General features: G+C 47.2%; 14 protein-coding genes. 6 read left to right on the top strand and 8 right to left on the bottom strand.

Translation table 11 applies throughout. The annotated features are described in order from the left end of the window. The first annotated feature begins 63 nt into the window (after positions 1-63). The 4 genes from ACZGCQ_RS12225 to ACZGCQ_RS12210 all read left to right on the top strand — a co-directional run bounded on the left by ACZGCQ_RS12225 (position 64) and on the right by ACZGCQ_RS12210 (position 4,496). Positions 64-1,692 (top strand): ABC1 kinase family protein, encoded by a 1,629-nt coding sequence (locus ACZGCQ_RS12225; RefSeq protein WP_023466751.1) that lies wholly within the window; start codon positions 64-66, stop codon positions 1,690-1,692. Between the two features lie 142 nt (positions 1,693-1,834). Next, the gene (locus ACZGCQ_RS12220; protein ID WP_174514744.1) at positions 1,835-2,686 is read left to right on the top strand and encodes a GRP family sugar transporter; all 852 of its coding nucleotides are present in this window, start codon (positions 1,835-1,837) and stop codon (positions 2,684-2,686) included. Between the two features lie 17 nt (positions 2,687-2,703). Further along, complete coding sequence (locus ACZGCQ_RS12215) at positions 2,704-3,489, top strand: glucose 1-dehydrogenase (RefSeq protein WP_058704599.1); 786 nt, start codon at positions 2,704-2,706, stop codon at positions 3,487-3,489. Between the two features lie 32 nt (positions 3,490-3,521). Further along, positions 3,522-4,496, top strand: coding sequence for a cation diffusion facilitator family transporter (locus ACZGCQ_RS12210; protein WP_481266427.1), 975 nt, complete (start codon positions 3,522-3,524; stop codon positions 4,494-4,496). 44 nt (positions 4,497-4,540) lie between these two features. On the opposite strand, the gene ACZGCQ_RS12205 is transcribed toward ACZGCQ_RS12210, so the two are convergent. The 3 genes from ACZGCQ_RS12205 to ACZGCQ_RS12195 all read right to left on the bottom strand — a co-directional run bounded on the left by ACZGCQ_RS12205 (position 4,541) and on the right by ACZGCQ_RS12195 (position 6,304). Continuing rightward, the gene (locus tag ACZGCQ_RS12205; RefSeq protein WP_481266426.1) at positions 4,541-5,236 is read right to left on the bottom strand and encodes a thermonuclease family protein; all 696 of its coding nucleotides are present in this window, start codon (positions 5,234-5,236) and stop codon (positions 4,541-4,543) included. A gap of 90 nt (positions 5,237-5,326) precedes the next feature. Beyond that, complete coding sequence (locus tag ACZGCQ_RS12200; RefSeq protein ID WP_481266425.1) at positions 5,327-5,977, bottom strand: SDR family NAD(P)-dependent oxidoreductase; 651 nt, start codon at positions 5,975-5,977, stop codon at positions 5,327-5,329. A 60-nt stretch (positions 5,978-6,037) separates the two neighbouring features. Continuing rightward, a complete protein-coding gene (locus ACZGCQ_RS12195) occupies positions 6,038-6,304 on the bottom strand; it encodes a DUF5327 family protein (RefSeq protein ID WP_058704595.1) in 267 nt (88 codons plus the stop codon). Positions 6,305-6,361: 57 nt separating this feature from the next. Here ACZGCQ_RS12195 and ACZGCQ_RS12190 point away from each other — a divergent pair, with 57 nt between their 5' ends. Next, positions 6,362-7,330, top strand: a complete 969-nt coding sequence (locus ACZGCQ_RS12190) for a Gfo/Idh/MocA family oxidoreductase (protein ID WP_481266424.1) — start codon at positions 6,362-6,364, stop codon at positions 7,328-7,330. A gap of 32 nt (positions 7,331-7,362) precedes the next feature. Next, a complete protein-coding gene (locus tag ACZGCQ_RS12185; protein WP_029343170.1) occupies positions 7,363-9,024 on the top strand; it encodes a glycerol-3-phosphate dehydrogenase/oxidase in 1,662 nt (553 codons plus the stop codon). Positions 9,025-9,070: 46 nt separating this feature from the next. On the opposite strand, the gene bcaP is transcribed toward ACZGCQ_RS12185, so the two are convergent. From bcaP to ACZGCQ_RS12160, 5 genes are all read right to left on the bottom strand, one after another. Continuing rightward, complete coding sequence (gene bcaP, locus ACZGCQ_RS12180; protein WP_047391976.1) at positions 9,071-10,507, bottom strand: branched-chain amino acid transporter BcaP; 1,437 nt, start codon at positions 10,505-10,507, stop codon at positions 9,071-9,073. A 225-nt stretch (positions 10,508-10,732) separates the two neighbouring features. Further along, the gene (locus ACZGCQ_RS12175; protein WP_481266423.1) at positions 10,733-12,028 is read right to left on the bottom strand and encodes a DUF2252 domain-containing protein; all 1,296 of its coding nucleotides are present in this window, start codon (positions 12,026-12,028) and stop codon (positions 10,733-10,735) included. A 67-nt stretch (positions 12,029-12,095) separates the two neighbouring features. Continuing rightward, a complete protein-coding gene (gene msrA / locus ACZGCQ_RS12170) occupies positions 12,096-13,043 on the bottom strand; it encodes a peptide-methionine (S)-S-oxide reductase MsrA (RefSeq protein WP_481266422.1) in 948 nt (315 codons plus the stop codon). Between the two features lie 69 nt (positions 13,044-13,112). After that, entirely contained in the window at positions 13,113-13,295 is a 183-nt protein-coding gene (locus tag ACZGCQ_RS12165; protein ID WP_035399267.1) for a hypothetical protein, read from the bottom strand. A 60-nt stretch (positions 13,296-13,355) separates the two neighbouring features. Further along, a complete protein-coding gene (locus ACZGCQ_RS12160) occupies positions 13,356-15,116 on the bottom strand; it encodes a solute:sodium symporter family transporter (protein ID WP_481266421.1) in 1,761 nt (586 codons plus the stop codon). Positions 15,117-15,213: the final 97 nt, after the last annotated feature.

The following is a 15,213-nucleotide window of genomic DNA, read 5'->3' as shown; positions in this document are numbered from 1 at the left end:
AGTGACGTTTTTAGGTAAAGTAACCTATACTGAAACAAACTGTACAGGAAGCTAGGTGACCGTATGAAACGTTGGGCGCTTTATCGCATCGTCGTCATCGTGACGATGTTCGCACGTTACATTTTTACGATCTATCGATTCACCCGGAAAAACCGGCCAGGTACGAACAACGAAGAGTTTGAGCGCATCATGATCCGGATTGCGCGTGACTATAAGAAAAAAGCATTACGGCTAGAAGGATTACTGATCAAGCTCGGTCAGTTCTTATCGATTCGAGCCGATCTGTTTCCACCATCCGTCTTGATGGAACTGACCGAACTGGTCGATAAAGTACCTTCAAGTAAACTTGGAGAGTCACGAAAGATCATTGAAGAAGATTGGGGCATGCCGATTGAAGAGATCATCTCGGACATCAGTCCCCGTCCTGTCGCTTCTGCCTCGATTGGTGAGGTGTACAGCGGAACCTTAAAATCAAACGGTAAAAAAGTCGCGATTAAAGTCCAGCGACCGAATATCGAACAAATCATCAAGACCGATTTCCGTGCCATGCGCATCGTCATCGCCATGTTACGTCGGACTTCATTAAACAAATCGACTGATCTACAAAGTCTGTACCGCCAAATGGTTTTCGTCATTGGTGATGAATTGAATTACCGAACTGAATTAAAAAACGGTCTCTACTTTAAAAAGATGTATGAGACGAATCCTGTCATCTATATTCCGAGTTATTATGAAGAACATTGTACGAATCGGGTGCTCGTCATGGAATGGATTGACGGGACACGTATCACCGATCTTGATTATTTAGCAGAACATCAGATTGACCGTGACGAACTAGCGCGTAATTTATTCTTAAACGCTGGGGAGCAATTATTGTTCGGCGGGAAATTCCACGCCGATCCACACCCAGGTAACGTCCTCGTTCAGTCTGATGGCAAAATTGTCTTGCTAGATTTCGGAATGATTGGAGCGACGACGCCTGATGACATGCGGGCGATTCAACGAATCCTCCAATCTTTCGTCACCTTGGATTACGATGCGATCGTCGATGGTTTAGAAGATTTACGATTCCTGTTGCCGAATGCGAATAAGCAAAACATCCGACAAGCGATTGAAAAAGCGGTCACGTTTTATCTCGAGAGTGATATGGAAAACGTCGATACGAAGCTGATTGAGAAGGTCTTATCCGATATCGAATTGCTCGTCCGAAACGAACCGATCCAGCTTCCTGCCGAGTTCGCGTTCTTCGGTCGTGCTGCCTCGACGATTCTTGGGATCCTTCAGATTCTTTCACCACAAATCAATCTACTCGAGTTAGCCAAGCCAATGGTTCGACGTTGGCTCGATGACGAAGGGAAAAACCAAAACCGTTACCTACAGATTGCCGGATCCTACGGTGCGCGATTGCTTGCCTTCCCGCGCCTTGTCAACGACGCTCTCAGCGAACCGACGCGTTGGCGGATCATGGAGCAACAAAAGTTCTCTCGCGTCGCCAACATCGAATCACTCAAAATCCGGCAGTGGACGAGTTCACTCGTCGGAATCATCAGCCTACCTTTTAGTTATCTCGGCTATTATTTTACGCAGTACGATGTCATGGGGATTTCCTTGACGATTGCGGTCATCGCTTTATGGAATGGTCGTCGGATCGGACGACAAATCGTTCGGATTGCTGACGAACCGTTCCGATAAACGAAATATCAGGAAACGTTCACTTCGGTGAGCGTTTTTTTATTTCAGAATAACTCTTCTTCGCGCTTCGAGGTTTTTCCTCGCGTCTCGCGGGGTACAGCTTCAAGTAGAGAGATAATAGTAAGGAGAGGTGAAACACTTGATTGATATTTTAATTGCCATCGTTCCTGCATTGATGTGGGGATCGTTGCCGCTCGTCGTCTCGAAAATCGGAGGTTCAACGGCGCAACAAATTATCGGTACGACTCTGGGTGCGTTGCTTTTCGCGATCGTCACCTTCTTTTTTGTCAGCCCAGAGCTGTCGACGACTGCTTGGGTCGCCGGATTCTTTTCTGGTGCCTTCTGGGCGCTTGGTCAAAAAAATCAGTTTGCTGCCTTTCGTCAGATGGGTGTCTCAAAGACGATGCCAATCTCAACAGGAATGCAACTCGTCGGAACATCATTGTTCGGTGTTCTCGCTTTCGGAGAGTGGTCAACGACAACTGCGTTGATTCTCGGAATCAGTGCCCTTGTATTGATCATTGCCGGAGCAGCTTTCACGTCTTACAAGGAAGATAAGAGTAAAGAAGATGAGAATATCGGAAAAGGTCTGACGCTCCTCCTCATCTCGACTGTCGGGTATGTCGGCTACGTCGTCATTGCCCGTTGGTTCGATATCAATGGCTGGGAAGCAGTCTTACCACAAGCTGTCGGGATGGTCGTGAGTGCGATTCTTCTTTCTTTACGAGAAGGAGATCTCTTCACGAAAAAAACAGCCGGCAATACGGTTGGTGGACTCATGTGGGCTGTCGGGAACGTCGCTTTACTATTTGCGACGGCAAAAGTCGGGGTCGCGACGAGCTTCTCCCTCTCCCAAACAGGGGTCGTCATCTCAACGATTGGCGGTGTCCTCTTACTGAAAGAAACGAAGACAAAGAAAGAGATGACCTTTGTCATCATCGGTTGTATTTTAGTCGTTGCCGGCGGGATCATGATTGGATTTACGAAACAATAATGAAGGAGTGAAGCATCATGTATGAAAGTTTAAAGGGAAAAGTAGCTATTGTAACAGGTGGATCAATGGGAATCGGTGAAGCCATCGTTCGCCGTTATGCAGAGGAAGGTATGCGTGTCGTCATCAACTATCGCAGTCATCCGGAAGAAGCAAAAAACATTGCGAAATCGATTCAAGATAAAGGCGGCGAAGCCATCACAATTCAAGGTGATGTCTCAAAAGAAGACGACATGATCAATCTCGTCAAAGAGACTGTCGCTCACTTTGGTCAGTTGGATGTTTTCGTCAATAACGCGGGAATCGAGATGCCATCAGCATCTCATGAGATGTCACTCGAAGACTGGCAAAAAGTCATCGACGTCAACTTGACAGGAGCATTCCTCGGTGCGCGTGAAGCACTGAAGTACTTCGTCGAACACGATGTCAAAGGTAGCATCATCAACATGTCGAGTGTTCATGAAATCATTCCATGGCCAACGTTCGTCCACTACGCTGCAAGTAAAGGTGGCGTCAAATTGATGACACAAACCCTTGCGATGGAATATGCACCAAAAGGCATTCGGGTCAATGCGATTGGACCTGGTGCGATCAATACGCCGATCAACGCTGAAAAATTCGAAGATCCGGAACAACGAAAAGAAGTCGAGAGCATGATTCCAATGGGCAATATCGGAAAACCCGAGGAAATTTCAGCCGTTGCCGCATGGCTTGCGTCGGACGAAGCTAGTTATGTCACAGGTATCACACTCTTTGCGGACGGCGGGATGACACTTTATCCGTCGTTCCAAGCAGGACGCGGTTAACCTATTTTGAATAGACAAGGAGAGAACCGCTCATGGCCACTTTTTTCTCATTGATCCGTCGCGGAAATAAGTCAGCACTTGCTGCTGCTGTCGTCAATACAATTATTGCCGCGATCAAGTTCGTCGCCTATATCTTGACCGGGAATGTGGCGATGTTCGCTGAAATGATGCATACGATTGGTGACGCGGCAAATCAGTTTTTCGTCTATATCGGTTCTGCTCTCAGTAAAAAAGCACCGACGAAACGGTTTCCGAACGGATTCGGTCGCCTTGTTAACCTCGTGTTACTGGCTGCAATCATCGTCGTTGCGTTGCTTGCGTATGAGACGATTCGGGAAGGCATCCTGCATATCACACATGGACCTGGTGAAGAGACGACTGGGCTTTGGATCATTTTGACGGCACTTGGAATTGGTGTCGTCCTCGAAGTCGGCGTCTTTTATAAAGCGATGATCGAGATTGCTCATGAAACTGGGCTTAAGTCTAGAGGGCTGACACTCGTTGGTCAAAGCTTCACCCATCTTGGGCAGGCAAAACCAGCTACACGTCTTGTCTTCATGGAAGATCTTGTTGCGACCCTCGGTGGTATCATCGCAATCATCGCCGTTCTGATTTCGCATTACACATCGTTTTATCAAGCAGAGGGCATTGCATCGATTTTGATTGGTCTGATGATGTTCTACGTCGTCTATAATGTCTTTATTCAAAATGCTGCTGGTGCGCTCGGTGAGATTGATGAAGTACTGACTGCTAAAATCGGTGAAATCCTATTACGTGATGAAGCGGTTCGGGATATTGAAAAGCTTGAAGTTATTAAGGAAGGGGATCACTTCCATGTCGAGACAGAGATTGAAGTGGATCCTAACTTAACGATTGCCCAAGCGGACGACATCAAGGACCGGCTTGAACTGCAAATCCGAATTCTTAAAGGGATCACCGATGTCACGATCTCCTTTGATGAAGATGATAAAGTACAGCAGTATCAACCACCACCACCATCTGTATGATCGATAAAAAGCCATCGCTTCCGATGGCTTTTTGTGTGCGCTTATCAGCGTGCGGCGTGGACGAATCCAGCTTCTTCTGCTTCTTTTTCCGTACAGAACCGTTGCTCTGGCTTCACTTCATCGTAGGACTGACCTCCCGGTACATGGTAGATTTTTTTACCCGACCGATTGATGTTACCTTTGATGTCGCAAGATTTCTTTTCTGTAATCGCTTGAGCATCGAAGCCACGATTCGTGACGTAGCCATCGTGCTCCCAAATCTTTGTTTTCGCCTGCTTGGCTTCCTGTTCGATCTGTTCGAACATATCGACATAACGTGTATCCGGCTCATAGACGAACGCTACACGTGCGAGCCCTTTTCGAAGTAACTCCTGATTCAACATCTTATCACCGTACCAGACGTATGCGAGTAATCTTCCGTATCGATCGGTCCGGGAATGATCACGCTCGACCCGAATAGCTGTTCCGCTCGGTAAGGTCTCTTTCGTAAACGCTGACGCTTCCGTTCCATATGGTTGAACCGGTGTATCCGGTTTGACGGTTTCTGGTGTATCGACAAGGAGTAGACGAACGTCCTCCGTTTTTCCATCCGCCAACTTTACTTTTAACGTATCCCCATCGATGACGCGCTCGACCGTCGCCTTCGTGACCTTTTCGTCATCCGGTTGTTTGATGCCAAGCACATCGGTTTCTTCTGGTGCACAACCGATGAGAACGAATAGAAAAAGTAGACTCATCATGGCGTATCGTCTCACTTTTGTTTCGCTCCTTTCCATGAAAATACGGATCCGGTCAAAGCCCGAACCCGCATATGCTATCTTGGTTATTCGTTAGTCTGCTGATAGAACCGTTTCGACTTCATTTCGGTTCGTATAAAGTTGATAGAACGCTTCCGCTACATTTTTTGGATCAAGTGCCGTGCCACGCTTCACTTCTCCGGCAATCGTGACAGTTCCGACGTAGACACCGTCTTCCTTCAATGTATCATGTAACATATGCGTCACTTGTCGAACGCCTGCCTTCCCGATTGAAAGCCCTGGCAACGATTTGATCGCTTGCATCGCAGCGCCGCCTCCAGTAATCAGGATCGCGCCGTCTTTCCGTTCTTGCATCGACGGAGCAACGAGTTGTGCGGCATGCAGTGCACCGAGCACATCGATTTCGAACTCTTTCGTAATCTGTTCTGCTGAGACTTCAAGGACAGACGCTTGATGTAAAATCGAAGCATTGTAGACTAAGACATCGACTTGTCCGTACTGTTCCTCTGTCCATTCGATGAGTGATGCGATATCGGCTTTTCGAGAAGCATCACATTCCACTCCGACCGCTTCCACACCCGCTTCTTTTAGTTCCATGATAACGGCTGCGAGTGTTTCTTGTGTCCGCGCCGCACAAACGACTTGAAAGCCTTCTTGTCCGAATCGTTTGCTGATCTCATATCCATTCCCTGGTCCTGCTCCGATGACGATTACTGTTTTCATGACACATCTCCCCTTCTGATTTCAACTGTGGTGGTTATTCCCTGAATCCCGTCATTTCATTCAAAAATCAAGCAATGAAGTGCCTTTTTCTTCTTTCTCCTGCGAAACGCCCATGAAACGCGCTAACATCGGATCGACTGTTGGTGTTGCCTGAGGTGTTGACGTAGGTAACGATATCGTTGAACTTGATGTCGCCTCAGATTCAAGTAATAGTTCACAGTACGCCTTCATTGCTGCAATCTGCTCTTTCTGCGAGGCTCCTGTCGTTTGCTCAATGCGTTGCATCGCTTGACGCATCTTTTCGATGATGTGTTGTTCCGTAATCATCTTGTATTCCTCCTTATGGTAGATTGAGGGTATGAACTTGAAAAGGATGTGTTTTCCATGATTCGTACCGCTTTAGTTGGTTTTGGTCTTGCCGGTCAGCATTTACATGCTCCTTATTTGCACGCACCTGATTATCAGTTAGTCGCTGTTCAGTCGAGTCGTCCGGAAGCAGTCGCTGCTTATGACGCGACGCTACCTGTTTATTCGACACTTGAAGCCCTGCTCGCTAAAGAACAGATCGATTTAGTCGTCATCGCGACAGCAAATGAACGACATTATCCACTTGCGCGTCTCGCTTTGCTATCGGGCTGTGATGTACTCGTCGAGAAACCGTTCACTGTCACGCTCGAAGAAGCCGAAACGTTGACAGAACTAGCACGTGTACACGATCGGTTACTGACAGTTTATCATAATCGTCGGTATACGAAGGACTTTCGAACGCTGATGACCTTACTCGAATCCGGACGTCTCGGCACGATACAAACGTTCGAAGCGCATTATGATCGCTATCGTCCAGACGTTGAAAATCGTTGGCGCGAACAGGACGTACCCGGTGCTGGTCTCTTGTACGATCTTGGATCGCACTTAATCGATCAAGCACTCGTCGCCTTCGATGAAATTCCAGATCGCGTCTTTTGTGATCAAACAATCCAACGGCAAGGTGGGATCGTTGATGACTATACACATCTGATTTTAGCATTCGGTACACGACGCGCTATTTTGCACATCGGTTCCATCGTTCCGGCTGTTGGTCCTTCGCTTATGGTACATGGGACAAAGGCTAGCTATTTCGTCGATGAAGTCGATACGAAACGCGCGACGTATCAATTGGCTGAAGCAAACGGTCCCCTTGAAGACTTTCCTTTTGTCTCCGGGCAATTTGGGGATTATTATACAGACCTTGCGCCAGCCATTCGACAGCGAACAACTCCACCTGTCTCTCCGAAAAAGGCTGAACTCGTCATGAAAATCATTGATTGTGCTCAAAAGAGTGCAAAATCGGGTACATGGATAAAAGTAGACTAACTATCCATTCAGACGAACAGGGGGAAGACAAGATGTTTTCAAGTACAGAACGGACAGCTTGGTTAGAAGAGATGGGACAAGAACTTTTAGATGTGCTCGTTATCGGGGGCGGTATCACGGGAGCCGGTATTTTGCTTGACGCACAAAGTCGAGGCATGCGGACAGGATTGATCGAGATGCAGGACTTCGCCGAAGGGACATCGAGCCGATCGACGAAACTCGTCCATGGTGGATTGCGCTATCTAAAGCAGTTCGAGATCAAACTTGTTGCCGAAGTCGGAAAAGAACGTGCCATCGTGTATGAGAACGCCCCACACGTGACGACGCCGGAGTGGATGATGCTTCCACTCGTCGAAGGCGGGACGTTTGGCAGCTTCTCGACCTCGATTGGCTTACGCGTCTATGACCAGCTCGCAGGCGTCAAACGCCATGAACGTCGGACGATGCTCAGTAAAGAAGAAACGTTACGTTACGAACCACTATTACGTTCGGAACACTTAGTCGGTGGTGGTCGTTATGTCGAATATAAAACGGATGATGCCCGATTGACAGTCGAAGTCTTAAAGGCAGCCGTTGGTTACGGTGGACGTGCCGTCAACTATACGAAGGCTGAATCGCTCGTCTACCACAATGGAAAAGTTGTCGGTGTCGAAGTCCGTGACGTCTTAAGTGAAAAAACGTATACGATTCGGGCAAAGAAAATCATCAATGCGACTGGTCCGTGGGTCGACGAACTACGCGAAAAAGATGGTTCGAAAGCTGGAAAATCACTCCACCTGACGAAAGGCATTCATCTCGTCATCGATCAAGCGCATTTCCCACTACAACAGGCCGTTTATTTCGACGTTCCAGATGGTCGGATGATCTTTGCAATTCCACGCGAAGGGAAAACCTACGTCGGAACGACCGACACGAACTATAAAGGAGATATTCTTGAACCGGGTGTCACCGTGGAGGATCAGGATTATATCCTAGAGGCGACGAATCAAATGTTCAACGTCGAGTTACGACCTGAACACGTCGAATCGACATGGTCCGGACTGCGTCCACTCATTCATGAAGATGGAAAGGATCCGAGTGAACTGTCCCGAAAAGACGAAATCTTCGTCTCGAAATCCGGGCTGATGTCAATCGCTGGTGGTAAGTTGACCGGGTACCGGAAGATGGCAGAACGAATCATCGATATGGTCGCAGACCAATTCAAGACAGAAGAAAATCGGATTTACCTCGCTTCCCGTACGCACGATATCTTGCTTGGTGGTGGTCATCCACAAGGAAGTAAAGGATTTGCCCGCTACTTGAAAGAACAACAACCAAAAGGAGAAGCACTTGGATTGTCACCGAATGAGGCGACATGGCTCATCCAACGTTACGGTACGAACGTCGAACGTGTCTACGAGTTGATTCGGACACGTGGCGACGAGGCAGCTCGTTATCAATTACCGTTACACTGGTTCGGCGCCCTTCTATATGGATTAGAAGCTGAACTCGTCATGCAACCCGGCGACTTCTTGAACCGTCGTGCCTCGGCCGTCTTCTTTGATTTCCCTCACGCTGAACAGTACGCAGATGGTGTTCTCGCCTTAATGCGTAGCGAACTCGGCTGGTCGGCAGAAGATGAAGCCAAAGCCAATGAAAGTATTCGTCGTGAATTCGATGCGGTCCGCGTCAAAGGACCTGTTCCACTTTCATAACATCAGAAGACCCGATCGCCTTCAGGCGATCGGGTCTTCTTGTGTGTTACTGTTCTTCTTTCGAAGCAGCGAGTTCCGCTGCCGGCATATTTCCTGGGTGTAAATTCGAACTCTTACGTGCAAATGTAAAGTAAAGGACTAAACCGATGGCAAGCCAGATTCCGAATGCAATCCATGTCTCGAGTTTCAAGTTGAACATCAAGAAGAGACATGCAGCGATTGCTGCGATTGGCACATATGGCATACCTGGACATTTGAACGCACGCGGGAGATCCGGCTGTGTCTTACGAAGAATCAAGACAGCGACAGAGATCAAGACGAATGCTGCGAGCGTACCCATGTTGACGAGGTTTGCGATGACATCGAGCGGAACGAAACCAGCAACGAGTGAGCTTCCCAGTCCGATCATCCAAGTCGCCTTGAATGGTGTTTGGTACTTCGGATGCACTTCAGAGAACACTTTCGGGAACATTCCGTCACGCGAGATGGCGAATGCAAGACGCACCATTCCGTAAGTCATGACGAGAATGACCGTTGTGATACCGAGGATCGCACCGAGATCGATGAATCCAGCTACCCAGCTTTGACCCGCCATTTGAATCGCAAGTGAGACTGGATGATCGACACCAGCGAACTGTTGGTACGGTACGATTCCTGTCATGATGGCTGCGACGATGACGTAAAGGACTGTACAAACAGCGAGTGAACCGATGATCCCGCGTGGCAAGTTCTTTTGCGGATCACGGACTTCTTCAGCTGCTGATGTGACGGCATCAAAACCAATGTACGCGAAGAAGACGATCGCGGCACCCGAGAAGACACCTCCCCAACCAAATGGTGTGAACGGTGTCCAGTTCGATGGCTCAACGTAGCCAACACCAACAACGATGAAGAGAATGACGACTGCAACCTTGATGACGACCATGATGTTGTTGACACGTTTCGTTTCCTTGATTCCCATCGACAACAATGCCGTAATGGCAAAGAGGATTAAGAACGCTGGAAGGTTGAAGTATGTCTTGGCTCCTTCGACTGCTCCAGGAGCTGCTGATAAGGCTGTTGGCACATGGATGTTGAATCCTGCGAGTAAGGACTGGAAGTACCCAGACCAACCTGCTGCAACGGCACTGGAGGCAAGTCCATATTCGAGGATCAAGTTCCAACCGATAATCCAAGCGAAGATCTCTCCCATCGTTGCGTACGTGTACGTATAGACGGATCCACTGACCGGAATCGTTGATGCGAATTCAGCATAAGCAAGAGCGGCTAGACCACAGGCGATGGCAGATAAGATGAATGATACGATAAGTCCTGGTCCTGCAGTCAATGCTCCTGTTCCCGTCAAAACGAAGATTCCGGTTCCGATGATGGCGCCAATTCCTAAAAACGTTAAATCCATCGCGCCAAGATTTCGAGCAAGTCCACTGTTTCGTTTACTTGCAGCAATCATAGCGGAAACATCTTTTTTCCGCGTCAAACTCATGATGTATTTCCCCCTGTACCCGTTATAATTCGTCCTACGGAGCGAGTCGTCCGCAAGAACTTAATCAAAAATTTACGAAGTTTTCTGATAAATTGATATAGGTCATTATACCTATTTCTATTTTGTTGAACGCTTTCATTCGTTAAACAAAAAAATCCTTACAAAAAAGATGGCTGTGTAACACATGTTACACAGCCATCTGACAAGCCTCAGTTTGTTAGGTTTTTAATTTGTTTTTCGAGTCTTCACCCACTCCAAAAACACTTGGTAATCCAGCTTTGTTCGTGTCACGTAGGCTTCTGACCAACGCTCGATTTGCTCTAAAAAAGCGGTGTCCGAAACACCAATGGCTTGGATGATTTCAACGTCGGCATGATGCGTTAAAATTTTTTCTTTAATCCCCGCATCCTGATCCGCCCGTGCATGGATTTTCGCGGTGATTTGACCTTGAATGCATAACACATTCTCGAGGTCATCCTGACTTTTGATGTGCTTTGCTTTTAGCTTTTTCTTATACGGTGAGCGCTCACGTACATAATATTCCTTTTGACCAATCGTCAAATAACCAAGATATGGATCTTCATGTGCCTGCATCGCTTTTTGGGACGTGATGATCCGGCGTCCTTGATGAACTGTTTCTGCTTCTGGACGATAGACGGGAAGGAACAATGAAGGGACAGAAGTTTGAGCTTGTTTCATCTCTAGAATCAAATCCTCTTCCCCTCCCTCCCCCTCAATCAGGATGTAATAGCGCTCAAGACCAATCGATGCCGTTCCACTATCTAGTTTCCGCACGATATCCTTGATTGTATAGAACGCTTCTTCACGACGATCCTCTGCGTCAATCGTCTCGATATAGGAGGACCAGGCAGACTCAATCGCTATTCGCGTCGGATCATCTACCGCTTCCATATCTGGTAATGTACAAAAGCGTCTCACGCCATCCACCAGTTCCGTCCGCTCTCCCATTAATTCCTCACGTTTCTTTTCTGCTTTTTTGATCAATTTCTTGATTGGTCCTTTCGTATTATCCCGCGTAAAACAGACATCGCTGGGATCTTTTCCGAGAGCGTACTTTTTTAAATCGTGTAAGTATTCAAGGACGTAATTTCGAATCGCAGGAGTCGGATCGTATCCTGCCTCTTCAGCGAACAACCGGACGGAGACCGCCATACGAATCAAATCATATAAATAAGATCCTAAGTACCCTTCATCAAAGTCATTGACGTCGTAGATGATCTCTCCCTTCGCATTGCCATGGACACCGAAATTCTCAAAATGAAGATCGCCCTGAATCCACGTCGGTTTATCACGAGGCGTATCAAAACCAAGGGGGATTCGCGTCACGTCATAATAAAACAGATGCGAACTCCCACGGAAAAAACGAAACGGACTCAAGCTCATCTTGTCGTACTTTTCCTGACGTGCTTGCTTATCGAGCTGACGGATTTCGTGATCATAGAAATCAAGTACCTTCGCAATCGTCATTTGTCGAATCTCTTCATATACGGGTCGAAACATTCAATTCTCTCCCTTCCATTTGAAAAAAGAGCAGTCAAAACGAAATCGTTTGACTGCTCCTTACGTGTTACTCGAAATGTTTTTTATATTCCCCATATCCTGCTGAATCAAGCTCTTCAAGCGGAATAAATCGTAATGCTGCTGAGTTGATACAATAGCGAAGACCACCAAGTTCTGTCGGACCATCATCGAAGATATGACCAAGGTGACTATCCGCATTCGCAGAACGCACTTCCGTCCGCGTCATCCCGTGGCTCGTATCGAGTTCGACTTCCATCTTGTCTTCTGAGATGGGTTTAGCGAAGCTCGGCCAACCACAGTTTGACTGGAATTTATCTTTTGATGTGAAGAGTGGTGTGCCATCGACGATGTCGACATAAAGACCTGGACGTTCTTCATCCCAATATTCGTTACGGAAAGCGGGTTCTGTCCCGTTCTCTTGTGTGACTTTATACTGAATTGGTGTCAGACGCTCTTTCAGTTCTTTTTCCTTACCATGATCCTTCCACGCTTCCTTGATGAATTTCGCGCGACCTGAGCCGACACTATACATCTGATAACGGAACGGATTCTTTTTATAATAATCTTGGTGATATTCTTCGGCTGGCCAAAATGGCTTTTCTGGACGAATCTCTACCGCGACTGGGCGTGAGAAGCGTCCTGATGCGTCAAGCTCTGCTTTCGAACGTTCAGCTGCTTCACGCTGTGCTTCATCGACATAAAAGATAGCCGGTTGGTAAGATTCACCACGGTCATTGAATTGACCTCCGCCATCTGTCGGGTCGATTTGACGCCAGAAAATATCGAGTAATTCTTCGTACGTAATGATGGACGAATCGTACGTGACTTCAACCGCCTCCAAGTGACCTGTCGTTTCCGAACAGACCTCTTTATAAGTCGGGTTCTCTGTATGACCACCGGTATATCCTGAAATGACCTGCTCTACACCATCATATTTATGGAATGGCTTGACCATGCACCAGAAACAACCACCTGCAAATATTGCTTTTGCCATCTATCTTCCCCTCCTCTGTATGTCTCTATTTTACCGCGTTCAGAGAATGGACTCGACTTTCCTGCTCATTCAATCCTCTGGGTTCGCTTTTAGACGACGCATGACGAAGTAAATCGCCGCAAAGACAAGGAGAAGTCCTCCAAGCGAATACCAGATGTTATTCAAACGATAAATCATTTGGTACAAGGCAAGCGTCACAAGCAATAATGCGATCGGTAAGAAGGCACGCTTAAAGTGATACCAGTAATTCACGAAGATCGCCTCCTGTTTTTCTTTCATCTTACCCGATATGTCATGCCTTCTGCGAGAGGATTATTCGGCTTGACGATACTCTTCTTCGAGATAGGACCGGTACTTCGCTTCCCAGGCGTTTAGCGACACACGCCATAATACGATCGTTGCGATGACAAGTCCTAACGTAACCGGCCAGAACCAACTCGATACGATGCCTGCTGCCGAAGCCAGTCCGATCTTTGAAAACAGAACGTATGTCCAAATGATGGATGTGCATAATAAGATCGAGACCGGAATCGCGAACTTCCATGGAGTAAGCTCGACAGACTGTCGTCGATTGATTTTTCTTGACTGGACGGCCGGGTAACGATATCCCATGAATACCATGAACAGCACTTCAATCACGAGTAGAATACCGTACCCATGAATATAACTAATGCCATGATCCCAGCCGAACAGTTGTTTGAAACCGAAGACAAATAAGTAATACGCGAACACGTGAAAGACAATGACGATTTTCGCCGCAATCGCCGGAATTCGTTTCATGAAAATCCCCATTAATACGATGACGAGAATCGGAATGTTGAAAAACCCTGTGAATTGCCGGATCAAACTCCATAAGCCGTCCGGCGCGTACATCAAGAACGGTGCGATGACGAAAGAAATCAAGGCAACGATCGTTCCGAACCATTTACTGACACGAATCAAATGTTCATCACTCGCCTCTTTCGCAAACACCGGCTGATAGATATCGAGGACAAAAAGTGTTGCAATGCTGTTGAGAAGCGAGTTAAACGAACTGAAGACGGCTCCGAGTAAGACAGCTAAGAAAAATCCCATCAGCGAGACCGGTAGTAACTCCGTGATAAGTCGAGGGTATGATAAATCACCGCTTGTTAGTGTGTTCCCATACAAGTGATAGGCGATGATACCAGGAATCAGCATGAAGATCGGAACTAATAACTTCAAAAATCCTGTCATGAGGACGCCCTTCTGTCCTTCCTTCAAATCTTTTGCCCCGAGCACACGTTGAATGACATATTGATTGAGTGACCAATAAAATAAGTTCGCAAATAGGATGCCCGTGAAAATCGAAAAGAACGGAACGGCATCGGTTGAGCTTCCGATAGCATTCAGCTTCTCCGGTTGTACAGTCGCAATCGTCTTCATTCCTTGAAGCAAATTCCCGTCACCCAGCGCGATAAAGCCAAGCACCGGAACTAGGAATCCAACGAAGACAAGCCCAATCCCGTTCAAGGTATCGGAGACAGCCACCGCACGTAATCCTCCAAAAATTGCATAAATCGCTCCGATGATTCCAACGACCCAGACGACTAACCAAAGGGATTGCGTATAACTGAGACCAAATAATTCCGGAACATCGAATAGCTGCAAGACAGCAATCCCACCCGAATAAAGCATCGAAGGAATCGTGACGCACATGTATCCGAGTAAAAAGAGTAAGACTGTCATCCGGCGAACCGTCTCATCATACCGGTGACTTAAGTATTCCGGTAATGTCGAGATACCAAGTCCGAGAAACTTCGGGAGCAGATAGATGGCCATGATGATCGCAGCAAATCCCGCTGTGACTTCCCATGCCATACTCGACATATTCCCCATGAAGGATTGTCCATTCAGTCCAATCAACTGTTCTGCCGACAAATTCGTCAGTAGTAGCGAACCGGCAATGAAAACGCCACTTAGCCCTCGACCTGCTAAGAAGTATTCATCGACGCCTTGTGTTTTCCCACGCGTCAATCGATAGGATATGTAGGCAACGAGCAACATGAAAAACGCTGCAGAACCTAATGTGAAAAATAATTCAGATGTAGTCATGCGTCTTCCCCCCTATTCTTCATTCATGTTTTCTATTCTTGAATATGTATTCATTGATTCCTTTTTTATACTTTTCCAAAACTATATTTTAGAAAAC

Source organism: Exiguobacterium sp. HSB13 (genome assembly GCF_056764755.1).
The sequence above is the reverse complement of the archived record's forward strand: the minus strand, read 5'-3'. Positions and strand labels throughout refer to the sequence as shown.